The organism is Acidovorax sp. (assembly GCF_046294525.1).
In the GTDB taxonomy this organism is placed as follows: Bacteria; Pseudomonadota; Gammaproteobacteria; order Burkholderiales; family Burkholderiaceae_C; genus Acidovorax.
Map to the genome: position 1 here is coordinate 1 of NZ_JBKBKQ010000008.1, position 24104 is coordinate 24104.

Annotated in this window: 22 protein-coding genes and 3 pseudogenes; 8 read left to right on the top strand and 17 right to left on the bottom strand. The window is 62.5% G+C overall.

The genetic code is table 11. The features are described from left to right. Positions 1-274 precede the first annotated feature (274 nt). Positions 275-1351 (top strand): hypothetical protein, encoded by a 1077-nt coding sequence (locus tag ACK4HJ_RS09800; protein WP_409830545.1) that lies wholly within the window; start codon positions 275-277, stop codon positions 1349-1351. Positions 1352-1386: 35 nt separating this feature from the next. Here the strand turns inward: ACK4HJ_RS09800 and ACK4HJ_RS09805 are convergent, their stop codons facing one another. The 5 genes and pseudogenes from ACK4HJ_RS09805 to ACK4HJ_RS09825 all read right to left on the bottom strand — a co-directional run bounded on the left by ACK4HJ_RS09805 (position 1387) and on the right by ACK4HJ_RS09825 (position 4082). Then, entirely contained in the window at positions 1387-1839 is a 453-nt protein-coding gene (locus ACK4HJ_RS09805; protein ID WP_409830547.1) for a helix-turn-helix domain-containing protein, read from the bottom strand. Positions 1840-1988: 149 nt separating this feature from the next. After that, a complete protein-coding gene (locus ACK4HJ_RS09810) occupies positions 1989-2300 on the bottom strand; it encodes an HU family DNA-binding protein (protein WP_409830549.1) in 312 nt (103 codons plus the stop codon). A 70-nt stretch (positions 2301-2370) separates the two neighbouring features. After that, positions 2371-2532, bottom strand: a pseudogene (locus tag ACK4HJ_RS09815) (DNA/RNA non-specific endonuclease); the annotation flags it as partial. A 36-nt stretch (positions 2533-2568) separates the two neighbouring features. Continuing rightward, positions 2569-3120 (bottom strand): annotated as a pseudogene (locus ACK4HJ_RS09820) (IS3 family transposase); the annotation flags it as partial. Between the two features lie 263 nt (positions 3121-3383). Further along, positions 3384-4082 (bottom strand): SOS response-associated peptidase, encoded by a 699-nt coding sequence (locus tag ACK4HJ_RS09825; RefSeq protein WP_409830551.1) that lies wholly within the window; start codon positions 4080-4082, stop codon positions 3384-3386. A 36-nt stretch (positions 4083-4118) separates the two neighbouring features. Between ACK4HJ_RS09825 and ACK4HJ_RS09830 the strand changes: the two genes are divergently transcribed. From ACK4HJ_RS09830 to ACK4HJ_RS09840, 3 genes are all read left to right on the top strand, one after another. After that, positions 4119-4565, top strand: a complete 447-nt coding sequence (locus ACK4HJ_RS09830) for a LexA family protein (RefSeq protein WP_409830553.1) — start codon at positions 4119-4121, stop codon at positions 4563-4565. A gap of 20 nt (positions 4566-4585) precedes the next feature. Further along, positions 4586-5884, top strand: a complete 1299-nt coding sequence (locus tag ACK4HJ_RS09835) for a Y-family DNA polymerase (protein WP_409830555.1) — start codon at positions 4586-4588, stop codon at positions 5882-5884. Between the two features lie 333 nt (positions 5885-6217). Further along, complete coding sequence (locus ACK4HJ_RS09840; protein WP_409830556.1) at positions 6218-10798, top strand: NACHT domain-containing protein; 4581 nt, start codon at positions 6218-6220, stop codon at positions 10796-10798. Positions 10799-11233: 435 nt separating this feature from the next. Here the strand turns inward: ACK4HJ_RS09840 and ACK4HJ_RS09845 are convergent, their stop codons facing one another. The 4 genes and pseudogenes from ACK4HJ_RS09845 to ACK4HJ_RS09860 all read right to left on the bottom strand — a co-directional run bounded on the left by ACK4HJ_RS09845 (position 11234) and on the right by ACK4HJ_RS09860 (position 13407). Further along, entirely contained in the window at positions 11234-11425 is a 192-nt protein-coding gene (locus tag ACK4HJ_RS09845) for a hypothetical protein (protein ID WP_409830558.1), read from the bottom strand. A gap of 14 nt (positions 11426-11439) precedes the next feature. Then, on the bottom strand, positions 11440-11778 hold the full coding sequence (locus ACK4HJ_RS09850) for an XRE family transcriptional regulator (protein ID WP_409830560.1): 339 nt from the start codon (positions 11776-11778) through the stop codon (positions 11440-11442). Beyond that, a pseudogene (locus tag ACK4HJ_RS09855) lies at positions 11771-12137 on the bottom strand (type II toxin-antitoxin system RelE/ParE family toxin). The gene ACK4HJ_RS09850 and the pseudogene ACK4HJ_RS09855 overlap by 8 nt, the downstream one beginning before the upstream one ends. Before the next feature lie 79 nt (positions 12138-12216). Continuing rightward, entirely contained in the window at positions 12217-13407 is a 1191-nt protein-coding gene (locus tag ACK4HJ_RS09860; RefSeq protein ID WP_409830562.1) for a tyrosine-type recombinase/integrase, read from the bottom strand. A gap of 458 nt (positions 13408-13865) precedes the next feature. Here ACK4HJ_RS09860 and ACK4HJ_RS09865 point away from each other — a divergent pair, with 458 nt between their 5' ends. Both ACK4HJ_RS09865 and ACK4HJ_RS09870 read left to right on the top strand, forming a co-directional pair. Next, positions 13866-14048, top strand: coding sequence for a hypothetical protein (locus tag ACK4HJ_RS09865; RefSeq protein WP_409830565.1), 183 nt, complete (start codon positions 13866-13868; stop codon positions 14046-14048). A 147-nt stretch (positions 14049-14195) separates the two neighbouring features. Then, positions 14196-14579, top strand: coding sequence for a hypothetical protein (locus tag ACK4HJ_RS09870; protein WP_409830567.1), 384 nt, complete (start codon positions 14196-14198; stop codon positions 14577-14579). 35 nt (positions 14580-14614) lie between these two features. On the opposite strand, the gene ACK4HJ_RS09875 is transcribed toward ACK4HJ_RS09870, so the two are convergent. From ACK4HJ_RS09875 to ACK4HJ_RS09890, 4 genes are all read right to left on the bottom strand, one after another. Continuing rightward, positions 14615-15190 carry a hypothetical protein gene (locus ACK4HJ_RS09875; RefSeq protein ID WP_409830849.1) on the bottom strand — a complete coding sequence of 192 codons (576 nt, stop codon included), beginning with the start codon at positions 15188-15190 and terminating at the stop codon, positions 14615-14617. A 122-nt stretch (positions 15191-15312) separates the two neighbouring features. Next, positions 15313-16350, bottom strand: coding sequence for an MlaD family protein (locus ACK4HJ_RS09880; protein ID WP_409830569.1), 1038 nt, complete (start codon positions 16348-16350; stop codon positions 15313-15315). A 33-nt stretch (positions 16351-16383) separates the two neighbouring features. Beyond that, the gene (locus ACK4HJ_RS09885; RefSeq protein ID WP_409830571.1) at positions 16384-17184 is read right to left on the bottom strand and encodes an MlaE family ABC transporter permease; all 801 of its coding nucleotides are present in this window, start codon (positions 17182-17184) and stop codon (positions 16384-16386) included. 176 nt (positions 17185-17360) lie between these two features. Next, positions 17361-17828, bottom strand: a complete 468-nt coding sequence (locus tag ACK4HJ_RS09890; RefSeq protein ID WP_409830574.1) for a Cd(II)/Pb(II)-responsive transcriptional regulator — start codon at positions 17826-17828, stop codon at positions 17361-17363. Between the two features lie 81 nt (positions 17829-17909). Between ACK4HJ_RS09890 and ACK4HJ_RS09895 the strand changes: the two genes are divergently transcribed. Next, complete coding sequence (locus tag ACK4HJ_RS09895) at positions 17910-18569, top strand: cation transporter (RefSeq protein ID WP_409830576.1); 660 nt, start codon at positions 17910-17912, stop codon at positions 18567-18569. 27 nt (positions 18570-18596) lie between these two features. Next, complete coding sequence (locus tag ACK4HJ_RS09900) at positions 18597-19448, top strand: DUF3703 domain-containing protein (RefSeq protein ID WP_409830579.1); 852 nt, start codon at positions 18597-18599, stop codon at positions 19446-19448. Between the two features lie 40 nt (positions 19449-19488). On the opposite strand, the gene ACK4HJ_RS09905 is transcribed toward ACK4HJ_RS09900, so the two are convergent. From ACK4HJ_RS09905 to ACK4HJ_RS09920, 4 genes are read right to left on the bottom strand one after another with little or no spacing between them, the layout of a single operon-like run. Further along, on the bottom strand, positions 19489-20082 hold the full coding sequence (locus ACK4HJ_RS09905; RefSeq protein ID WP_409830581.1) for a DUF2894 domain-containing protein: 594 nt from the start codon (positions 20080-20082) through the stop codon (positions 19489-19491). Beyond that, entirely contained in the window at positions 20075-20734 is a 660-nt protein-coding gene (locus ACK4HJ_RS09910) for an OmpA family protein (protein WP_409830583.1), read from the bottom strand. Before ACK4HJ_RS09910 ends, ACK4HJ_RS09905 begins: the two co-directional genes overlap by 8 nt. After that, complete coding sequence (locus tag ACK4HJ_RS09915) at positions 20731-23154, bottom strand: DUF802 domain-containing protein (protein WP_409830586.1); 2424 nt, start codon at positions 23152-23154, stop codon at positions 20731-20733. Before ACK4HJ_RS09915 ends, ACK4HJ_RS09910 begins: the two co-directional genes overlap by 4 nt. Continuing rightward, a complete protein-coding gene (locus ACK4HJ_RS09920) occupies positions 23151-24014 on the bottom strand; it encodes a DUF3348 family protein (RefSeq protein ID WP_409830588.1) in 864 nt (287 codons plus the stop codon). The genes ACK4HJ_RS09915 and ACK4HJ_RS09920 overlap by 4 nt, the downstream gene beginning before the upstream one ends. Between the last annotated feature and the right edge of the window lie 90 nt (positions 24015-24104).

The following is a 24104-nucleotide window of genomic DNA, read 5'->3' on the forward strand; positions in this document are numbered from 1 at the left end:
TTGCGCGTGCGCTTGGTGGTGTTGCTCAGGCCCAGGCTGCTTTGCTTCATGTGCCTATTGTCTCGGCTTCAAGCATTCGTCGGCACATGACGCAGGGGATTCGTGAAGAGGGTCCCTAGAGCTAGGTTCCATCTAGAGTTCGGCGTAGGAGGGGCCTATGTCCGCCGCATGTCCAGAGATCGCAATTCATCACCACAGGTCTTCGTCTTTAGTGCACTCCATTGCACGTTTGGTTGCGGTCGCCACAGGTGTTCTGACACTCTCCAACACCGCTATGGCTTTCCAGATCGCCCCCATGGGCTCAGCTTTTGAGTCCAAACTGACCAACGAAACAGAAAACTCTCTAGCGACGGTGGCTGGCAGACTGGGCGTTCTGATCAAAGGCCGCGTCCATGAAGAGATCACCCAGATTGGGATGGGCTGCCCGATAGAGTCCGGGACCCTTGCGCAAGACGTCAGCTGCAGCTCCCGGGATCTGCCCTTTGCCACGCCATATGTCATCTACGGTGTGCGTTGGAACGATCTACCCCCGTTCAAGCTTTCACCCGATGAGGGCAACTGCACCTACCTGGGCAAGTCCTGCAACGTTTCCCAGACCATACGGTTCTCCACGCAGCCGCTTTGTTGGTACTGCCTCTTCAAGGATGCTGAGAAGAAGGCACAGACCCAGCCGATCGTTGGGTGCAGCAAGACCAAGGGTAGTCTTCACGGCAATGTGATGACCCGCTCGCACTTCGGCGATTTGCAGTTCCTGCACGCCATGGCCAGTGAAGAAGGAGTACACCCCGGCGCAACCCGCGCCAAAGTGCTGGACTGGCTGGAGTTCGCCTGGAAGGTGTCATCGCGCGAAATCAAGCCCGACACCTTTCTTCGAGACATCGACAACGCCACCTTAAGAGAGCACTTTGGATGCACACAGTGGCGGGTCTCGGACCTCTACATCCTCGGGCGGCAAGACAAGCTGCTTCCTTACTTGCACCACGTGGCATTCGGCTCGGTGCTCCACACGGTCCAGGACTCGTTCGCCGGAGCCCATGCTTCGCGAGAGAACTCACAGCCAAGTGGCATGTGTCAGGGCACTGACCTTACGCAGCCCAGGCGGATCGTGGAATTCCACACCTATGGCGCTCAAGACGGAAGCCTGCATGACGAACAGGACAGCCGAGAAGCTATGACGCGCGTAAGCGCTGCGGACCGTTGGCCAGATGCGGTAGAGGCCTCGCGCAATCTATCGCGCTTCTATGAAGTCCGCGCCCAATGGAGCGAAGTCCAGCCCTACATGCAGTGTCTGTTCGAACTGGCGGACGAGCGCAATGACTCGTCACCAGGAGAGCAGTACCGACGCCGCTAAGTCCATGGTGGGGCAATCCGGCCCACCATTCATCGTCACTGCGGATGGAGCAATGCCAGCGCCTTGCGCTTGCCCAGTTTGAGCACTTCAGCAATGCGCTCCAACTGCGCGGCCCGGGGATGAACATGGCCCGTCTCCCACTTGTAGACGGATATCGAAGAAGCACCCAGCAACTGGGCCATCTGCTTCTGCGTGATGCCGAGCGCCGCGCGTTTCTCGATCAACACCTGAGCATCGAACGGGATCTGCTTTGACTTCTTGGGAGTGACGTCTTCTGCCACGGCCTTGGCTTTGGGCGCATCTGTTGTTTTGACCTGCCGTTGAGTGGCCTTGAGCTGGGAGGTCAGCGCCTTGACCTCACGCTTCAGTGCCGCGATCTCAGAGCGATGGCCGGTAATCGCTTTGCGCATGCCCTGAAGTTCAGGTTTGAGCTCCTTGCGCGCCATGCGAACAACTTCAGCGCGAAAGGCATTGGAAAACGTATTCATAGGTCCAATGGTAACTTTGACGCCTTATCGCGCGCTTAGGGGCTGGTGCAAAGCCGGTGCCGAGCTCCTTCTTCGTCCCCCCAAAAACAAAACCGCCAAAGGCCTGAGCCCATGGCGGTTTGTTTCGGCGGAGATCGAACGAGCGGTACTTACTTCCCAGCCTTGTCCGCCTTGCGCTTCGCGGCCTTGGGATCCACCACCGCCTTGAACTTCGCACCCGCCACAAACTTCGGCACCGTGCTTGCAGGGATCTTCAGTGCTTCACCGGTTGATGGGTTCTTGCCTGTGCGTGCTGCACGCTTGGCGGACTTGAAGGTCCCAAAACCCACCAGCTGCACGGCATCGCCCTTCTTGACGGCGGTCTGGATGGTGTCGATCAGCGTTTCCAGCACCGCATTGGCTGCGGCCTTGGACAGGTCATTCTTGGAAGCCAGGATTTCAACGAGTTCTGCGCGGTTCATGGATGCTCACGAGTAGAGGTTGGAAAGGCCCGATTTATAACGCCACCGCTGACACCACGCTTGCTACCACTCAATGCTGCAGTGCACTTCTTGGCAAAAACTCCACGCCCGTGCGTTTCACCAACTCCTGGTAGCTGATCGGCCGCCCCACCATCTCCCCCTCGCGGTTCTCTTGCCAATGCGCCCAAGCCCGTTGGGTCGTGGCGTCATAGACCAGCTTGTAGAGATATGACCTTGCCCCTGTATCGTGTAGCTCTTAACCCACGGTTCACGCGGCCTTTTTACGCTGTGCCTCGTACCAGCGCTGCTCGTACTGCATCGGGCTGAGGTAGCCCAGCGACGAATGCAGCCTTCGGTGATTGTAGAAGGCCATCCAGTCCATCACCGCCTGCCTGGCCTGCTCACGGGTAGCAAACTTGCACCCATGTACGCTGGCTGTTTGCAGCCGCCCCCAGAAGCTCTCGGTCGGTGCGTTGTCCCAGCAGTTGCCTTTCCGGCTCATCGATGAACGCATGCCCCAGTCCTTCAAGGCATCCTGGAACTCATGGCTGCAATACTGGCTGCCCCGGTCGCTGTGGAATATCACCCCAGGAGGCGGCCTGCGGCGCCACCACGCCATGGCCAGCGCGTCCTTGACCAGGCCGGCCTGCATGTGCGGCTGCAGGCTCCAACCCACCACCTGGCGGTTGAACAGGTCGATCACCGCAGCCAGGTACAGCCAGCCCTCGTCGGTTTGGATGTAGGTGATGTCGCCACTCCAGAGCTGGTTGGGCGCCTCGGGGTTGAAGCGCCGCTGTACCAAGTCGGGCGCCACCGGCATTGCCAAACCGCAGTAGAAACAACGGCATTGTTGGATGAGCGCGGACTGGATACGGAGTTTGGCTATCTTGTTCATCTGGCACCAGGGGTAGTGTTGAAGCTACTCCCGTTGCCGATAGCCGGACAGGTCGGGCGCCGGGGCATCGCACCACTCGGCTATGCGCCAGGTAACCCGGACGCGGCCGGGTTCGCGTTAGCCCGGACAACCAATAATTTATATCGCTGCGTCCAGTCGGCGCAAGTACCGGCTGTTGCACGCATGCGTCATGCTGACTCAACAGGTAACTCGACTTGCTGCGCCGGATCCTTCGCCCTGTGCACAAACAGCTCCACCGGTGGCACCTTGATCAGCGACTCTGCCCGTTCGATGGTGCCGTGCAGCCAAGTGTCCCAGTCCCCCTTTTCCAGCGGAACCACCGTACGTTTGTCCTGCATGTCCGGCGCGCGCTTGGGGTCAGGCCTGTGCATCAGATTGAGAACAGGCACGTCGTCACAGTTCTGCGTGATCATGGTGTAGCTGAGCACCATCTCACCTGTGGCCGGGTCGGTCCACTCACTCCACAGGCCCGCCAGGCCCCAGGGCTCGCCGTCGGCGCGCTCGAGCTGCCAGGGGATATGCTTGCCAGTGCCCCAGTAGGGCTCAACGTACAGCTGCGCAGGGATGATGCAGCGCTGACCCTTGCGCCAGGGGCCGCCGTAAGTCCATGACTTGGCCATGCCTTCGCGCCGGGCGTTGACGGTGCTCAGGCGCTTGCCGTCCTTGCCGGTGGGGATGTGTGTTTTGGAGTGCGGCGGGATCATGCCCCACTGGCCCACCACCAGCTCGCGCCCTACCGCCCCCTTTGCCCGCAGGAACGGCCCTCGGTACAGCGGACTCATCTTGTCGCGCCATTCCTCTTCGGGTACGTCGCCAAAGTGCAGCACCAGCTGCTCGCGGCCGGGGACCTCGTAGTAGGTACACATGGCAACATTCTGGCAGCAGGGAGCTATACTGTAAATATGTACAGTCTTTGGAATTCCCCGCTCCCTGTGCCGTACGACGCGGCGGCGCAGTCGCTGGCTTTGCCCCTGTGCGGGGTGAGCGTGCGCGCGGGGTTTCCATCGCCCGCTGACGACTTCGTGGTGGAGCGGCTGGACATCATGCAGCTGCTGGTGAAGCACCCCCAGGCCACCTACTTCTGGCGCGTGCGAGGCGACTCGATGCGGGACGCAGGCATTGAGGACGGCAGCATCATCGCGGTGGACCGGGCGATCAAGCCCAAGCACAACAGCATCGTTGTGGCCATTGTGGACGGCGAATGCACGGTGAAGTATCTGCACCAGCGCGCAGGCCGCATCAAGCTGCGCGCGGCCAATCCCACCTATCCCGACATCATTCCCCGCGACAGCCAGACCATTGAGGTGTGGGGTGTGGTGAGTGGGTGCGTGAAGCTGTTTCTCACCTGATCTGATGGACGGAGGCCAGCATGTATGCGCTGGTGGATGGCAACAATTTTTACGTGAGCTGCGAGCGGGTGTTCCGCCCCAGCCTGAACGGTCGCCCGGTGGTCGTATTGAGTAACAACGACGGCTGCGCGATTGCTCGCAGCAATGAGGCCAAGGCCCTGGGCATCAAGATGGGGGCGCCGTGGTTTCAGATTCGGCACATGGAAGAGACCCACGGCCTGGTGGCTTTGAGTGCCAACTTCACGCTGTACGGCGACATGAGCAATCGGATGATGAGCCTGGCTGCGGGCCTGGGCCCCTCGCAGGAGATATACAGCATCGATGAATCGTTCGTCGGCCTGCAGGGCCTGCGGGGCGACCTGATCACACGCAGCCACGCCATCCGCGCCCGCATCCACCAGTGGGTGGGCATCCCCTGCGGTATTGGCATCGGTCACACCAAGACGCTGGCGAAGCTGGCCAACCACATTGCCAAGACGGCCGAGCGCAAACCAGGAAGCTATCCGGCCGAGTTGGCCCAGGTGTGCAACCTGACCGTCCTTCCCGCTCAGGACTTGGACGAAGTTCTAGCCGCCACGCTGGTGGAAGAAGTCTGGGGCGTAGGCCGCAAGATCGGCGCGCAGCTGCATCAGTGCGGGGTGCATACAGTCCTGGACCTGGCCCGGCTGGATCCGGCCATGGTGCGCAGGCGCTGGAGTGTGGTGCTGGAACGCACGGTACGTGAGCTGCAGGGCATGCAGTGCATCGAGCTCGATGACGCGCCCGAGCCCAAGAGAGAGATTGCCTGCACCCGGTCATTCGGCCATGCAGTGACCGAGCTGCCACCGCTGTTGGAGGCAGTGAGCGAGTTCGCCAGCCGTGCGGCCGAGAAGCTGCGCAAGCAAGGCAGCTTGGCCAGCCAGCTGCTGGTGTTCTGCCACACCTCGCCGTTCCGGCCCGGCCCGCGCTTCAACAAGTCAGTGGTGGTACCCCTGCGTCGACCTACGGCCGACACCGGCAAGCTGGTGTGGGCGGCGGCAGCCGGTATGCGCCGCATGTACGAGCCTGGGTACAAGATGGCCAAGGCCGGGGTGATGCTGCTGGACCTGGTGCCGGGCAATGTGCTGCAGGGCGAGCTGGATCTGGAGGACGAAGACCACCGGGACCGCACCCAGCTGATGGTGGCACTGGATGCGCTCAACCAGCGCTATGGCAAGGGCACCGTGCATTCAGGTGCCACAGGGGGCACCAACAGGGGCAAGGACTGGGGGATGAAGCAGGAGAGGCGCACGCCGCAGTACACAACACGGTGGGAGGATGTTCCGGTGGCAAGGGCCTAAGCGTGAGGGAGCTCCCACGCTCGAGGTCGGCTCTGCAGCGATTGCTGCCGCACGTTACTGCGACATCAATGGCAGGTTGTTGCCAGGCAGGTGACGTTGGCTATCGAGAGTTTGTCGCATTGAAGCGCTAGAGGGAAAGTCAAGCAAGCGCGCCAGCGCTTAGATGCACCGAGGAGGCCAGTGAAATCGTTGTCTATCGGCACAGTGACGGACACGACATACGCTCCTCGAATCGCACCGTCATCGCTGGTCGCCCCGAACCAAGCTCGGGTGTGGATTGAGGTCGATCATCGAGAATAGACGACCGCATTAGAAAAACACCGGGGAATAAGTATGGAGTTCGGCGCAACAGTAATGCGATTTGTCAGTTCAACCATCAGCGCGTTGCTGCCCGTGTTCAGGCAGCGGTACGCCGAGCGATCTGCAGGCAAGTCTCCAACAGAAGTGCCGCTTTCCATCGCCGATGATGTACTAGACGCGGCGCTGGTCCGACTCGGAGCCCTGCAACCGGATGATCCTCTTTGGAAGGTCTGTATCGTGGGACTGGAAGCCACGCTCGTTCGGCCAGAACTGTTCAAGATGCCTAGCGTGCGCGATTGGCTGAGTAAACCGCAGGTGCGATCTGGGCTCAAGTCAGCAGCGGAAGCTTCGATAGCACGGAGCGAGGTATCTCAGCAGATTTTTGATCTGCTAGCCGACGAGTATGCCGAGGCGACAGGCGAAGATCGGCGCTTTGCCGATCACCCCATTCGGATCGCGATCGCATTCCTAAGGGCCAGCGTGCAAGGACTGACGCGCGATCCAGGGATGGCTGCAATACTCCAGGCAATCGGCTCCGATCTGAGTCACAAGATTGGCAAGGTCGATGCGAGTATGACCGCTCTGGCGGAGCAGCCTAGGCTTATCAAGAGCCTCAGACTCATTGACCTCCCAACAGCATTGCAGAACGCTTCGGCACCGCTGCTGAGCTGGCCGAGCACACTCGCGGATGGAACCTGGCTCCATCGCCCAGAGCTGGACTCGCTTATCGAGAGCCTTGCAGCCGAGACGTCGAGCACCCATTTCTTGTTGGGAGACCCAGGATGCGGGAAGTCTTCGTTGTTGGTGCGGCTTGCACATGAAAGACAGGCAGCTGGATGGTGTGTACTTGCGATCAAGGCTGACCGACTTCCACCAGATTTGTTAGACCGCGAGGCGCTCGCAAAGCATTTGAGTCTTGACGCGGATGTTGGCACCGTTTTGCAAGAGCTTGCGAAAGACGTGCCGGTACTTGTCCTAATTGATCAAGTCGATGCCTTGGCAGACTTGGTTGTCCAGCACTCAGCACGACTGCGCGTACTGCTGGATTTGGTTCGAGAACTGTCTGGCGTAGAGATGGTTCACACCGTCATTTCGTGTCGCACTTTTGAGCATAAGCATGACCCAGCCCTTCGAAATCTGGATGCGATTGCCATCCGGCTGGAGATTCCGGAATGGTCGGCAGTGCTGCCAATCCTGAAGTCACGGGGTCTTCAAGCTGAGCTATGGAACCATGACATTCAGCAGGTTCTGCGGTCTCCACATGCCTTGGACGTCTTTCTCTCTCTTCTTGACGGCGGCTCTGAGCCTGAAGTTTTGAGGAGTTTTCAAGGGCTATTGGAGAGGCAATGGCAAACCCAAGTGCTGAGCGACAACACCGGAAGGCGTCGCACAACCCTGCGTCATCTGGCTAGCCTGATGGCGGAGCGTGAAGTGTTGGGGCTTCCTCTTGTCCAAGTTGAAGACCATTTTGCGGAAATTCAGGCGTTAGCCGCTGCAGGACTGCTCCGTGTAGACCTGGGGCCTGGTCGAGTCGAGTTTCGCCATCAGACTCTCTACGAGTTCGTACGCGCACGCAGTTTCTTGGAGGAGAGCGGAAGTCTCACCGAGTCAGTTCGAGCGCAGCAAGCCAGTCTACGAATTCGCCCCCAGTTGTGGCATGCACTTGGATACTTCAGAAGTGCAAGCCCCGAGGAGTACGGCATCGAAATCGGTAGGCTGTGGACTGCCAATCTGCGCCCTCACTTGAAGATGTTGTTGATCGAGTTCTTGGGGTTGCAAACCGCGCCGATGCTTGCCGAACGGAGGCTCGTAGAACAGGCAATTGCGGATCAGTGGTTCCTTCCCCGTTTCGTTGGGGCTGCCGTTGGGAGCCAGGGCTGGTTTGCCTTTTTGTCTTCGACCCATCTTCCTGGATTGATGGCGTTGCCAGTGGAACAGGCTCAAGCGCTGTTGCCAATGCTTCGGCAGGCGTTGCATTTCAGCGAGGACGAGGTTGTCAATCTTGTGTGTCGGCATTGGTTGAACGACAAGGAGAGGGATGTACTGAGTTGGCAGGCGCTGGGTGGCGGTGACGTTGCACCGCAGGTCGGTCATTGGTTAGATAGCCTCGTACTTATTGCCGGGCGCAGTCCCATTGCCGATTGGGCTATAGCTCATATGGCTGGTGTCGTGAGTGCTGCACAACCTGAGGCTGCCCCGAAGCTGGTCGCCGCGTGGCTCAAGCGCCAGATTGACGCCGCTGCGGTACCCACGACGACCGTTCTCGATGGGGATGAAACCACTCATACAGTTGTTTCTAGGAAGCTCCAGTCAACTCTCGAGGCGCGTCAGTTTCACGACATGGAAGCAATCGCAGAGGCTGCCCCGAGAGCATTTGTAGAGGCTTTGTGGCCAAGTTTTCTGGAAGGATTGCAGCTTGTTGCCTCAGAGACCCCAAGCGCAGCGATCGGCTATCGCCGTAACAGTGGGCTGCTGTTCGAAGACTTAGATGATGAGGAGACTCGCATCGAACACCCGTTGATTCGGTCAGTTCAAATGGGAATCCAGGGGTGGGCTGCTTCCGACCCAGACAGCTTTCTGGAGTTCGTGGCTACAAATGCACAGTGCGAGTTACTCTTGGTGCATAGACTTCTAGCAGTAGGTCTCGTGCGCTGCGCCGCGCATTCACCACAACGTGTATTCGACTACTTGCGCGATGATCCGCGGCGGCTTGTGCTCGGGCCCTACTCCGACGTACACAAGGAAAGTGCTGCGCTGATTGAGGCCGTCTGCTCGCTGCTAGACGCCACTAGCTATGCAGCGATGGAGGAGTATCTCTGCAATTGGCGCTACTACAACGAAACGGTGCACCAGGACGATGCAGAAACTCGCCAGAAGAGGCTCCAATGGGCTCGCCAGCATCGACTGCGTCTGCTAAGGGGATTGCCAGCAAATCGACGCAGCCCAGCTCTCCAACGGCTTGTGGATGAAGAGGAGCGTGCATTTCCGGGCCTTGCTTGTAAGGACGTTCACTTCTCCGGTGCTCAGTGGATCGGCAGTCCGGTAAGCGCCGAGCAGATGGATCGAGCTACGGACGCAGACGTCTTGAAGCTGTTCGATGAGCTTACCGATGACTCAGCTTGGGATCATCCTAGACATTGGATGAAAGGGGGGGCCATTCAGGCTGGGCGTGAACTCGCTGAGCTGGCGAAGACCAATCTACCCAAGGTTCTGCGGATCATTCGCTCGCTCGATCCTGTGCACAATGAGATCCCTGTTTCCTGCACCCTACAAGCTCTCGTTCCAGCCGGTCTCACAGCCTCGGCACTCTTTTCGTTGATCGCTGAATTGGAAGACAAGGGATTCGTCGGCGCGGGCTTTAGACGTGACGCAGCTAACGCAATCGCCAATGCAGCTAGCAACGAAACCCTTATCCCAGACGATTTGATAGATCGAATGGAGCGATGGTTATCCTCTGACGCGACAGAAAGCGACACAGAGATCGCTTCCGACACAAAGAATAGTTCTGCAGCCGTCCTCTGGGGGCCAGGGTCGCTTCGTATACTTCCGAACGGGAACTACCCGGCGTTGGCCGCTCTGACGTCCGCCTGCCTTACTGCTGAGCCGCCTAGACTTGATCGCTGGCTTTCCATCCTTGAGCGACACTGCGAGCGCCCTGAATCCGCTCATGTATGGGAGGCGCTGATTCAGCGCGAGTTCAAATACCTAAGGATGGCCAACCGTTCAAGGGTGGAAGCACTTGTCGATAAGGTGATTGCGCGGGAGCCTTCGGTTCTTGAGGGATCTGGTTGGGCGCTCTTCCTCGCGCACGCGTTTCACTGGACATCAGATTCGTCGGCACGACGATGGCTGACGGGCACGGTCAAACAGGGTGGACGCGGACTGCAGGGAGCTGGCGAACTGGCCTGCCTGCGACATGCGCTGTTCCCTGCAGAAGACTGGTCTGGCGAGTTGGTTGAGATGTTTAGTAACGACACCGCTTCAAAGGGGGCGTTGGGTGTAGCGCACGGCGTAGCCAATTTATGGCACGAACCAATGACTAGGCACGTGGTCCACCCCATCTTGATAAAGCTCTTGCATAGCACCGACGAGGGCGTTTTGACTGCATTGTCCGCGATCTTTCTGAACGATGGGTTCGCTGCTGATACCGAGACGCGAGAGCTTTTGGATACCCTGGTGGACTGTCCTCACGTGTTGAAGAACGGACGATCTGAGCGTCTTCCTGAAATGTTGGTCCCCCTTGTGGCGCCTGAGCCTGATCGAGTCTGTCGGGTAGTCCATGCACTTTTGAATGTAGCGGGCGATCAGATGGGCAATATCGCGACCTCTTGGTACTTGAGCACTGAATGGTTATTGGACATTGCATTGCAACTTCAAGACATGGGTGCCGCCGAGCGTGCTGCCGGATCGGCTCTCTTCGAGCGGATGTTGGAATTCAACATGCCACAGGCCAGGGAGATGACGCTGGATCTGGACAAACGGACGCCATTGGGTAGTAGCTCGCGTGCGCCAGTTCGGCGCAGGACGCGCGCCAAGGCGCGCAAGACGGTGCGACGAATTGGGGTCAACGCGTCGGAAGCTAACGTGAGTGGCTCCATAAAGTCTGTCGAATGACAGGTCGCGTTGACAGCGGTCATTGGCTCGCCAAGTATGTAAGACAGCAACCAGCCTGGAGCGGTCGTCCTTCCAGGACGCCGAAGGCCAAGCCTAGCCCCCCGCCTATCAAGGCTAATGGGGCGCGCCGTGTTCACCGAGCACGGATGACTGGTTCGCTTGGCCGTTGAATCTCAGCTACGTTATGCCTATTGGAAATGCTCAGCATATCTACGCGCCATGTCGTGGTCGCTAGCAGTTATTCGATAATTTCGAGCAACTGATTGGGTCGACACCTTCCGCACACAAGCCCCCTCAACTCGGTAACGAACCTCAAGCAAATGCTTACCGCCCCTGGCACCTGAGCGGGTCAACCAGAGCGCCGTTGCTAGCTTCCTACTACGATACCGATAACGTGAATGCGTTCGCAGACGCTGAAAGCTGTCCTTGACCGATCTACAGTTGAGATCGTCGCGTGACGATGTCTTCTGCCTCGCACACCTCGTCAGCTAGACACAGCGCATCGTATTTACGCAGGGTCTTCAGATCCATGAAGCCCGCTTTGTGCATGTCGGTAGCAATGTCATGCAGTGCGGCCAGCAGCGGGCTGGCAGCCTTTTTTGCTTCCGCAGGCAGTGCAGCTTCCATTGGACGGGAACCACTCACGAGGGCATTGCAGCCTGTGTCGGAGCACCCAGTTCCGCAAAGTTGCTGATCTTCACCGCCCCATCTGGAAACCGTGCAATGACTTCCAGCTCACCCCCCATCGCTTGGATGTGGCTGCGTAGCGTTGAAAGGTACATGTCTGTGCGCTTCTCCATCTTGGCGATAGAGGGTTGCTGCACATGTAGCACATCCGCCAGCATCTTTTGCGACAGCCCCCGAGCTTGGCGCAGCTCGTGCAGTGGCATTTCATCCAGCATGGTTTGCGCGAGTTCAGCTGCTTGAGCGCGCGCTTGAGGGCTCATTGCAGCCCGCAATTCAGAAAACTTCTTAGCCATCTATTTCTCCTTCACGGCGAAGCTGGACCAGATGCTCGTCATACAACCGATCAGCGATTGGCACATGCACTTCGTACCAGCGGTCATCACCCGTCTTATCACCGCCGATCAATAAAAATTGCCATTCGGCGAGGGTCAAAGGCATACAGCGTGCGAAACGGCCGACCTCCGTGCTGCGTGCGCAATTCACGCATGTGCCCGTGGCGAGAACCGTTGATACCACTGCTATGGGGGTGACCGAGTGAGGGGCCACGCTCTTCCAGCAACGCTACCGAAGCGGCCAAGGACACTTGCTCCTGCTCAGACAGGCCTTCCCACCACGCTTCAAACTCATCGGTGTACTCAACGTCCCAAGACATAGTTAAATATAGCCTCCAAGGAATATTCCGTCAAGGGAATGAATTCTGGTTAGTTGATCCAACAGCTACAGCCTAGCGTTCACAGCGAGTGCTCGGCCCAAGCCTGCATCATCGCGCGCCGCTTCTCCAGCATGTCCCCGCGCCGATAAGCTGCCTCCACCTTGTTGCCCACAATGTGCGCCAGCGCCATTTCCGCCATTTCCTGGGGGTAGTCGGTGGCTTCAGCTGCCCAGTCCCGGAACGAGGACCGGAAACCGTGCACGGTGATGTCGTCGCGCTTCATGCGCCGCAGCACGGCGGTGAGTGTCATGTCGGAGAGGGGTTTGTGGTCACGCGTGCTGGGGAACACGATGTCGGTATCTGCCAGCTTGGTGTCCTTCAAAGACTCCAGCAGTTGCATAGCAGCATCCGATAGCGGTACGCGGTGCTCTTTACCGGCTTTCATGCGTTCGCCAGGGACGGTCCACAGTTTGTGCTCGAAGTCCACCTCGTACCAGGCCATACCGCGCACTTCGCCTGAGCGGGCGGCGGTGAGGATGGTGAACTGCAGAGCCAGCGCACCAATGCCACTTTGCTGGCGCAGCTCGGCCATGAAGGGTTTCATGTCGCGCCACGGCAGTGCAGCGAAGTGCTTTGATTTGGAGACTTTGGAGCGTGCGGGCAGCAGTGCGTCGAGGTGGCCTTTCCAGCGGGCGGGGTTGTCTCCCGTGCGGTACCGGTGCACGGTGGCCCAATCGAGCACAGCTTCCAAACGGCCCCGCAGGCGCGAGGCGGTTTCTGCTTTGGTGTGCCACACCGGTTCAAGCACACGCATGATGTGCGCGGTTTCAATCAGCGCGACATCCATCTTGCCGATGACGGGGGCTGCGTAGGTTTGCAGCGTGTTGGTCCACTGGTCGGCGTGCTTGGCATTCTTCCAGCCAGAGCGGTGCGATTCGATGTAGCGCTCGGCGCAACTGTCGAACGTGATGGTTTTGGCTTGCTCGGCACGCGCCACGGCAGCGGCTTGGTGCTTGACTTGCATGGGGTCGATGCCTTGGCGCACCTGACGACGCCAGGCCATGGCTTTGTCGCGGGCATCGGCCAGGGAGACTTCGGGGTATGGCCCCAGTCCCGTCCAGCGCTCACGACCGTTGAAGGCGTAGCGCAAAATCCAGGACTTGGAGCCCCCTTCGGTGACTTTCAGCCACAGGCCGGCACCGTCGCCATGCAGGCCCGGCTCCTTGAGTCTGGTGGCTTGCAATTGAGTGAGTTTGTTGGCTTTGACCATGGGTGGAGTTCGACGGAGAGGAGACCCGAATTTTGGTCTCGTTATACGGAAAAGTATACGGAAAAAACACAAGATTGAGAGATGTCATCCGAAACGCCGTGAAACAACAAAAATCATAAGTCATTGTTTATATTGGGTTATTTTCTGATTTATTGAGATTTTCTGACGCAAAGTGAAACCCGGGTTCGACTGCCGCCCTCTCCGCCAAAATTGACCTGCTGTGGATCACCCTCAGCCACAGCTCAAAAACCCGCGCTTCTCGGCAAGCGCGGGTTTTTTGTTTTGTACTCTGCGTAACCCATTCGCAACCAGTTGCAACAGCGCACGCAAATGGTTTGGTATCGCAGTTGTCTTACAGACGGCCACAGGCTGATTTGCTGAAATCCTAGCCAGCAGCCATTGAGGCTGTCTGGGTGGTCATTGCGACCCCCGCTCCCTATTCATGGAAGGAATGCCGCATGAACCGCCAACCCCTCTCCTCTGGAGCACGCGCCTTGATGACGTTTGTGGGCACCGTGGTATTGGCCGTGCTGGCGTCGGCAGCTCTCACGACACCGGATGTGGCGGTGCCGGCAGTGGATTCGTTAACGGCCTTGCCTTCGGGGCTGGACGAATTGCTTCCTACGAGCTTGTTTGAGTGACGGACGGAGTGCCTGGAGCTGTGGTGAGCAGCAGCAGACCGCCGTCTTGGCGCAAGGAATGACGAGTCTGGCAAAAACCATAGCATCGGAGTACCATTCGGCGCGGTGCACCGGGCTTTCCGGCTGCTTCAAGAACGGAGGACGATCGTGACACCACGTTTTCGCATCTCTTTGGCGCGCATTCATACCGTTGACCTTGATCTATTTCGCCCCGCAGCGGTTGCCTTGGGGGCCGTGGCGTTGCTCGGCTGCTCCAGCCCGCGCGATGTAGCGCTGGATGAGTTCACCCGTTGGCACGACTCTGCGCGTGCGCAAGCGCAGGCCGGCATGCTGGCATGGAGCGAGCTTTACAAGCAGAGTTTTGACCGGCTCACGGCGCTGCCCCCCTCCATCCAACAGGACACACGCCTGGAAAACACGGTGCTGCTGCTGTCGACCGCGCGCAAGTACGAAGCGCAGGAGATGGACGCGCGGCAGTTTGCGCTGGAGCGCGAGCACATTGAAGCCCAACTCGAAGCACGTCTGCGCTGAGCCCCTGCAGCCGCAGCCCAGACTCAAACTTCCGTTCAGCGGCTCGGAGCGCCCTGCTCCACCACCGCTATGCGGCGACGCAATGTTGCTGCGGCGCCGGCATCGCCCGACGCTTCTGCCCGCTGGACCTGCAGCGTGAGCCATGCCAACAGCGGGCGACGCCAGCCTTCAGCCGAAGCAGTTTCCACGGCCTGCGCGATGACGGGCGGGTTGATACGCCCGGCCTGAAACAAGACACCTGCGGCCACCAGGCGCGACAAGGGGTCGTCCGTGCCTGCCAGCGTTGCTGCATCGCCCGCTGCGGCCACCTTGCGCTGCGCTTCGGGCAGCAGCGGGATCTGCGCCGGCTGCACGCGCCCCGCAAGGTAATCCGCGTACGCCCGTTCGGCCGGGGCGGCATCGACGCGCAGGGCCTCGAAACGTTCACACGGCTGTGCGTCCAGGCTGGCCACCTGGGCGGCGCAGCGCAGCAGTTCGAGGCGAGCCAGCAAGTCGGGGCGGCCGGTGCGGGCCACTTCGGCACGGGCGCGGTCCCACTCAAGTGCCTCCACGCGGGTGTTGCCTGACAGGTAAGCTTCCACGGCCTTTTGCGACAAGGCGTGGGCGTTCATCTGCCAATCCGGCACATGCGGCTTGCTGGAGCAGCCCCCCAGCAGCAAGGCCACCGCGACACTGGCCGTGCCGAACGCACAGCGTAGCCGGTCAGAAAAGGTGACGGGATCAGCAGAGATATTCATGGCAGCTTCAGCTCCGTGTCACGCGCAAATGGCCATTTGCGGTTGATCTCGTTGACCAGGCTTTCCACCTTGCGCAGGTTGCTTTCGACCTCGGCGCGCAGCGCACCCAGGTCGGTGGTGGCTTCGCGGGCGTTGGCGCCGATGGCCTGGGCTTCCACCAGCACGGCATCCACTTTTTGCAGGCTGCTGCGAGTGTCGGCCAGCAGGCCATTGAGCTGGGCCACGGTGGCGCGCACCTCGGGCACCAGCGCGTCTTTGGCAGCAGGGCCGTCGCCCCCGAAAACCTGCCGATCGGCCTTGGCCACCATGCCGTCCAGGCGCGCCAGCAGGGCGTTGGTGCGCTCCAGCGTGGCCACGATCTTGCGCGCGTCGGCATCGTTGCCCATCAGCACGCTCAGCACGCCGCCGGGGCCGTTCAGACGTGCAGTCAGCGCCTGCACGTTGGCCAGGCTACCGCCCAAGGCAGCGTCTTGCGCGGTAATGGCGTTGAGGTTGGTCAGCAGCTCGCGGGCCGACGCCATGAGTTGCGGAATCTCGGCCGTGGCATCGCCGCGCAGCACAGGCCGCACCGCGCCGTCCTGCAGGGGCGTGTCGGTCAGCATGCCGGTATAGGCGCGGATGTTGGTGCCGCCCACAATGCCGCGCACCAGCGTGAAGACGCTGGACTCCCGCAGCCAGTGCGCGTCCTTGCGGGGCACGTCGACGATGATGCGGGCATTGCCCTCGTCGGCCAGCTCGATACGGCGCACGCGGCCGATGGGGAAGCCCGAGAACGTCATGTCCATGCCCACCACCACGCCTTCGGAATCGTCGGCCGTAAGGATGAGCGTCTGCGTGGGCTCGAAGGCACCGCGCGCATACAGCAGGTACAGCCCCGAGCCCACGATGAGCAGCAGCGAAAACAGCAGCAGCGCTGCCGCTTTCAGCTCCAGGTTGGCCACAGGGCGCAGGACTTCGGATGGCGCCAGATCGGCTGCGGGGCGGGGGTCTGAGCCAGGCGCAGGCGGGCCGGATGAAGGGTGCTTGTCGGTCATGGCGGGGTTGGAGGTCGCACTTGTCGTTGTCGTTTAGTAGTAGTTGCCCATCAGCGAGGCCACCTCGATCAGCAGCAGCACGGCAAACATGCGGGCCAGGCCGCCCAGCTCTGAATCGGGCTGTGCGCGTTCGCCCGAATCGTGCAGGCCCGCGGCCATGGGAATCAGCGCCACCGCCAGGCTGAAGAAAAGCGTTTTCAACGCGAACACCATGGTGACGCTGGGCGAAAACACCTGGCCAAACATGCGCGTGTAGCTGGGCAGGCCCGCAAGGTTAAAGCCATACACACCCAGGTACGCCAGCACCAACGCCACCACGCAGCTGAGGGCCGCCAGGGTGATGCTGGCAAAAACGCCGGCAATCACACGCGGCAACAATTCGACCCGCACAGGGTCGGACCCGTGGCGGCGCAGCGCCTCGAACCGTCCGGACCGCCGCAGGCGCGCGATCTGCGTACCGTTGGGGATGGTGCAGCGCATGGCCACAAACAGCGCGGCGGTCAGGGGAATCAGCTCCAGCACCAGCACCCGGATGACCATCTCGAGCGCGTAGCGCGAAAGGCCGTAGCTCAGCGCCGTCACCACCACGATGCGCGTCAGCACCAGGCTGATGAGCGCCGCCAGCACGGTAAAGCCCAGCAGTACGGGCGCCGTGTCCAGATACAGATGGCGGGCCAGCGCCTTGCGTGTGCCCTTGCCATAGCTGGACGGTGACAGCACCAGCACCAGCACCACAGCGCCCAAATACAGGATGCGCCACCACGCCACCGCCCAGCGCCGGGCCGTGTTGAGCACACGTTCTGGCAGGGAGAGACCGGGCAGGCGCGAAATCATGGGCGGATCATAGCGGCGGCTGCCGGACCGATTTAACAACCGCTGCTGTTGAAAATATTGGTTCTTTTTGGCCTCTAGCGCTTATTGGACAAGCGCTAGCAGCTATCAAAAATGGAGTAATGATGTGAGGGCGATACATGTCCTCACATGGTGCACCGGCATCGCTGCTGCGCCTGTCAGACATGGCGCTTGCCGGGACCGGAGGCCACAGGCAGCGCAGTGAGCGACTGCGCATCGGCGCGGGCGTGCAGGGCCTCAATGATGTGGCAATGCGTGTCCGAACCATCACAGCGGTTGCGCAATGCCTGCAAGTCTGCCTCCAGCGCCTGCAACTCGGCCCGGCGGTCACGCACGTGCTGCAGGTGATCGTCCAGCGCGTTGCGGGCCGCTTCGCAGTCTTCCTTGCGGCCCAGGTCCAGCGCCAGCAGCGTGCGCACCTCGTCCAGCGACATGTCCATAGCGCGGCACAGTCGGATAAAGCGCAGCTGGTGCACGTCTGCAGCGCTGTAAAGGCGGTAGCTGTTGCCCTCGCGCACGCCGGGGGCCAGCAGGCCTTCCTTCTCGTAGTAACGGATGTTGGCCGTTGTGACGCCGGACTGTTGCGAGGCCTCGCCGATCCGGTATTGCGCAGCGTGGTTGTCCATGGGCTTGACCTTCAAGTGACTTCAAGGTTTCCAATCATGCCATCGCACTGATTTATCAACCTTGCCGGGAGGAAAAACACAATGTCTGCCCAATGCCACCAACACCACGACAAGGGCGCGTCCGCCAGCGCCGACCCGCGCTACCGGCGAATCCTGTGGATTGCGCTGTTAATCAACGCCGCCATGTTCGTGGTCGAAATCGGGGCGGGCGCCAGCTCGGGGTCGGCTTCGCTGTTGGCGGACGCCATCGATTTTCTGGGTGACGCGGCCAACTACGGTCTGTCGCTGTGGGTGCTGGGCATGGCGCTGACCTGGCGCGCGCGGGCGGCCTGGGTCAAGGGGGCCAGCATGCTGGCATTCGGGCTGTTCGTTGTCGGGCGCGTGGCGTGGGGCGCATGGCAAGGCCAACCGCCCGAGCCCTACACCATGGGCGCTGTGGGCCTGCTGGCGCTGGCGGCCAACCTGGGCGTGGCCGTCCTGCTCTACGCCTGGCGCGAAGGCGACGCCAACATGCGCGGCGTGTGGCTGTGCACGCGCAACGACGCACTGGGCAACCTGGCCGTGATGGGCGCCGCGCTGGGCGTGCTGGGCACCGGCACCGTCTGGCCGGACCTGGTGGTGGCGGCCATCATGGCGGGCCTGGCCATCAGCGGTGGCTGGAGCGTGATCCACCACGCAAGGCAAGAGCTGGCAAGCACCGGCGCACGACCATCCCAGCAATCACAGCCTCACGGCCACTGAACGATGCGTGTACAACTGTCCACTCGCTTGAGCGCACCGCCTGACTGGGTGGCTGCGCAACTCCAAAGCACCGCTGTGTTCCGCCATATCACTGCACCGATGGTGTACTTTCGCCCAGCACAAGGCCGGGCATGGCCCTCGCACTGGGGCCCCGGCGAGCTGCCACTGCGCATGCGCCTGCTCGGCGTGCTGCCCATGGGCTCGCAAACCGTGCGTGTCTCCCTGGAACCCCCGGAAGACCCCAGCGGCTGGCCCACACTGCGCGACAACGGAGAGGGCCTGCTCATGCGCCGCTGGGACCACCGCATCTTCCTGCGGGCCTTGCCCGACGGCAGCACGCTGTACACCGATGAGATCGAGGTAACCGCGCGCCATCTGCCTTGGCTGATGACACCGCTGAGCACCCTGTTTGCCCACGTGTTCTACCGGCACCGCCAGCGGCGCTGGCGCCAGCTGGCCGACCAGCACGCCGCAGGCCCCGCAGCGCCCAGCCCGCCAAACCGGCAGGCCGCGTTCGACCACCTCCTGGCCCGCTTTGCCAGTCAGCCCGACGCGCCGCCCAGCGAGCGCTGGCGCTGGCTGGAGGCTGCCCATGTGCTGGGGCAAAACGCACTACCGCTGCATTGGCGATCACACACCGCCATGCTGCGCTACGCCCTGGCGCTGGGAGATGCGCGGGAGGCCACAGGCCAGATCGCACGGCTTGCCCTGGTGCCCCTGGGACACTTGCTGGCACGTTTGCCCCAAGGCAACACCGGGCGATCCCACGTCAGTGCTTTTCGGCCCATGGCGCCTGGGGCCGAACTGGTGGAGCTGATAGACCGGGCGCTAAAGGACACGGCGATGCGACCCGTACGACCAGGCCACCACGCCAACTGATGGCTTTGCACCGGGAGGTGCCCGGTTGCAGCCTGTACGCTCACGATTTGGATGAGCGGGCTGCGCGACCTGGCCTGAGAGGCCCCCGCGCAGGCTTTGCAGAAGCCTGCTCCAGCCAGAGCAGGCTGTCCACCTGCGACAAAAAATGACGCAGGTAGTCGGGCGACAAGGACTGCATCAGGGCCAGGGTGCGCAGCATGAGCCGGTGCGGGTTCAACGGTCCCGCGTTCTCCGGTCCACGGGTGATGGCCTGGGCCACCTGTTGCTCCGCCGAAATCTTGGCCCAGACTTCGCTGAAGCGGCGCACGCTCTTCATGTCCGGCACAGCGGCTCCGCTGCCCCCCAGCCCGGCGTCTGCTTCAGCCTGCGCGCGGGCGCTCAGCTCCCGATTGAGCTGGGCCAGTGGAGACGGCGGCACAACCGCTTCCACAGCCGACGGTGGCGGGGGGGACGTGGCCCGGGCGCGAACGGCGTAGTCCGCCACCGCGGCTTGCAGCCTGGCGGCCAGCACCTGCTGCACGGCCCGCGGCTGGGCAGGCAGCCGTTCGGCCAGCACCTCCAGATAGCGAAAACGCACGGGGTCGTGGTGCTGCGCGCCGGCAGACCGCAGGGACTCCAGGGTGGGCTCACTCATTGCGGGCAGGCTTGGCTTGGGCGGCCCGGGGTACGGGTGCCATCTCCACGCGTCGGTTCTGCGCCCGCCCTTTTTCGTCGGCGTTGTCGGCCACAGGCTGCTCTGCGCCAAAGGCGGCGGCAAACACCTGGGAAGAGGGCATGCCCTCTTCAATGAGCGCGCGGGTCACCGTCAACGCGCGCTGGGCGGACAGTTCCAGGTTGTCGGCAAACCGCTGGTGGCGGCCTTGGAGCAAGCTGGTGTTGTCGGTAAAGCCGCTCACCATCAGCATTTCGTCCCTCTCGCGCAGGTACAGCTGCAGGGGCTGCACCAGGGTCTGGAGCAGCTGTTGCCCCTCGGGGCGCAGCTCGGCCGAGCCGGCGGCAAACAGTACGCTGCCGCTGATGCCGATGCGCCCTTCGACCACGGTCACCCGGCCGCTCGCCAGCGGGCCGGCCAGCGCCTGCTCCAGTGCCATGCGGCGGTTTTCTTCCTGCTGGCGCTTTTCCACTTCTTGCTTGAGGCTGGCCACCAAGTCGATCTGCACCACCAGCACGCCCACCAGGATCAGCACAAACGCGCCCAGCAAGCCGGCCATCAGGTCGCCAAACACGGCCCACACGGGCGCGGTCTGCTCGGTGCTGTCGTCCAGCGTGTCGTCCAGGCCGGTCACGCCGCCACCTCATTCACCGCAGCGGTCATCTGGCCGTTCAGGCGGCGCAGGTCTTCCACAATGCCCTGCTGCGCGCTGATGCTCAGGTCGATCACCTCGCGGGCCTGCGCCACGTAGTAGGCCAGTTGTTCGTCGCTGCGCGCTAGCGACTGGCCAATGGCGCCTTCGATGCGTTGCAGGCTCTCCAGCAGCTTGTCGCTGCTGGCCGCGAACAGCCCCACGCCATGGCCGAAGGATTCGCCCAAGCTCGACAGCTCTACAGCGCTGGCCGCCACGTGGGCCGAGACTTCATCCACCTTGCCAGCCTGCGCGCCCAGGGCATCTGCAAACTGCGCGCCCGCAGCTTCGAGCACCCCGGCGGCGGAGCCCACCAGCGACTCGATGGCCGCGCGTTGCTGGCCTGTGGCCTCGTTCACCGACTGCAGCAACACGCCCAGCTGCTCCATCATGGCCGTGCGCTCGGCCAGCGCAGCGTTGTCGCGCTCGCTCAGATGCGCCATCTCCGCGCGCAACTGGGTGATGACACCTGCGGCGGCCTGGGGTACGTCCGACGCGGTCTGCAGCAAGCGCGTGAGCGGTGCCTCCAACGCAGTGCCCAGCGTGGCCAGATGCTGCGCCACGGCGCCTTGCAACGCATCCAGCCGCTCCACGGCGGCCTGGCCGCGTGCGGCCTCTGCGTCGCGCAGCGCCACAAGTTCTGCCTGCACCACGCCGGCCAGCGCCTGCATGCGCTGGCCTTGCGCATCGGCCCAGCGCGCCTCGGCGTCGATGCGACTGCTCAGCAGTGCGTCGGACTGCTCCATCAAGCGCGCTGCGCTGCCCACAGCCTGCTGGACCTGCTCAGTCAGCTGCCCGGTGATCTGGGCGGCGGCCGCCTCCAGCGCCTGGCTGACGCCTTGCTGTTGCCGGACCGCCTGCTCTGCTGCGTTCTGCCACTGCTGCGCCAGACGGGTGGCCATGTCTTCCATCGCCGTGTCGAAGCGCTCGGCGCGTTGCTCATCGGCCGCCGCCTGCGCGGCGTGGGTTTGCTCTGCGGACCGCTGCAGGGAAGCCAGCAGGGCCACCGTGCGCTGCTCCAGCGCGCGGGACGCGGCGCCCAGCGATTGCTCCAGTTGCGCCGTGGCACCCGCAAGTGCCTGGCTGATTCCGTGCTGCTGCTGCGCAGCTTGTGCGCCCGCCTGTTCCCACCGCGCAGCCAGGGTGCTGGATGTGCGCTCCAGCGAGTCGCTCCACAGGGCCAGACGCTGCTGATCGGCCTGCGCCTGGGCCGCCTGCGTGTGCGCCGCAGTGTCCCGCCAGCCGGTCAGCAGTGCGGTGGTGCGCTCGTCCACCGCACTGGTGATGGATCGCAGTGCACCCTCCAACTGCTCCGCTTGCCGTGATTGGGCCGCGGCCTGCTGCTGCAACGCGTCAGCCCAGGTGTGGGCCACGTCGCGCGCAGTACCCTGCCACTGGGCGGTGAGGGCCTGCATCTGCGCGTCCATAGCCTCGCGCAGCCGCTGGTGCGATTGCGCCGCCTCCTGGGCCAGCACGCCCATGGCCTGCTCCACCACGGGGCGGAGGACGTCGCCCGCCACACGGGCGCTGGCGCCCAGGCTGTCATGCAGGGACGCGCCCACAGCGCCGGCCAGTTGGGTGTAAGCAGCGGTCGCCTCGCGGTGGAACTGACGCTGCTCGTCCTGCAGCTGGCTGCCGAGCTGCTCATGGCGTCGCTCCAGCCCGTCGATCAATCCCTGCAGGCGCTCCGCCACCAGGGGCATGGCCTGGGCCTGGGCCTGCAGCGCGTCAAACATCTGCTCGCGCCGCTGCGCGGCCGAAAAAGGCCGCAGCGTGGTCCCAATACTTGTCTCCAGCACGCGCAGGGCCGCCAGCCGTTCACGCCGGCACAGAGCCAGCATCAGTCCCAGCACGGCCGACGCTGCCACGCCCGCTACCGATGTGCCGAACGACAGGCCCAGCCCCTTGATCGGCGCCGCCAGCGCGGCGCGTATGGACTCCAGGCTGGAAGACGCCTCCAGCGCAAACACGGCGCCCTTGAACGTAACAACCATGCCGAGGAACGTGCCCAGCATGCCCAGCATGACAAGCAGCCCCACCAGATACGGCACCAGAGCAGGCCCAGGCAAGGGCACACGTTCGCCTTCGATGCGCTGGCGCACGGGGTGGCGCAGCGTGGGATGCAGCCCGCTCAGCCAGGGGGCCACTTCGGGCAGCGGCTGTGCCAGCCCTGCAAGGGCTGCAGTCAGCGAAGCCGTAGCGGCGCGAAACCGCCACAGCTCCCATACCCCCAAACCGTACACGGCGGCTATGGCCACTGTCATGACCAGAGCCAGTGGGCTGGACCCCACAAACCCCCACGCCACCCAGCCCACCACGGCCAGCCCCGCAGCGGCCAGGGCTGCCATCACGCTCTTGTTCATTCGTTCGTTCCTGTCATCGCTACCATATCTTTCGTCTTGACGTTGTCTGTCGTCTCGGGTGCCGGCCTGCTGGCGAATACGCGGCGCCTCACGGAGGATGTTCCGGCCGCTGCGTGATGCCGCGCTGCCTCCAGCAGCCCCGAAAGTGGTTGCAGCCGCGCCTGCAGCTCTGCCCGCTGCAGGGCCCGCATGTCCTGCTCAAACGCATGGAGCCAGCCGCCAGGCAGGGCCCAGCAGTGCGGCTCGTCGGCGCGGCCTTCGTCCTGCAGTTGCTGCTGGTGCGCGGCTCGGCGCTGCACCATCCGCCGCTCCAAATACCCTGGCAGGGACGCCCAGAGCCGCTGCTCCCGCGTACCGAGCATGTGTTCCATGACGGCATCCAGCGCAGCCAGGCGGCGCAGGCTGTCTGGCCCCGCCGCGAGCCGTTGACGCAGCTGCGCGCGCAAGCCGGCCACCCGGTTTTCCACCTGCTTTTGCACGGCGAGGTAGCGTGCGGCATAAAGCGCAAACTCGGCTGCCGCCTCGGGATCCGGCTGCTCCACCGGCGTGTTGTCGGCCCGCTCGCGTGCGGGCGTGGGCACCAGCGGCCGCGCTTGAGCCAGTGCCGCGAGTTCGGCCTGCGCCGCATCCAGGGTGGTTTGCAGCGCGCGTACATCCACGGGCGCGGGCGGCGGGCCATCCAGCACTGCGGGGGATTCGAGCGCATGCAGGGCGCGGCTCAGCTGAACGGCGTCTACCGTACTGAGCCACAGGCTGAGTTGCTCCGCCACACCCTGCCCCGCTGGCGCAGGGTGCGCCGGGTGTGCCACATACGCGCCGCCAGCTGGCGCCTGCGCCGCCCATTGCTGGAGCAAAAGCACGAGTCTTGAGCGGTGGAGTTGGTGGTGCTGGTACATCGGTCATGAAGAGGCCCGCAACAGCCTGCGAGCGTGCGTCCAAGGGACTGAGGC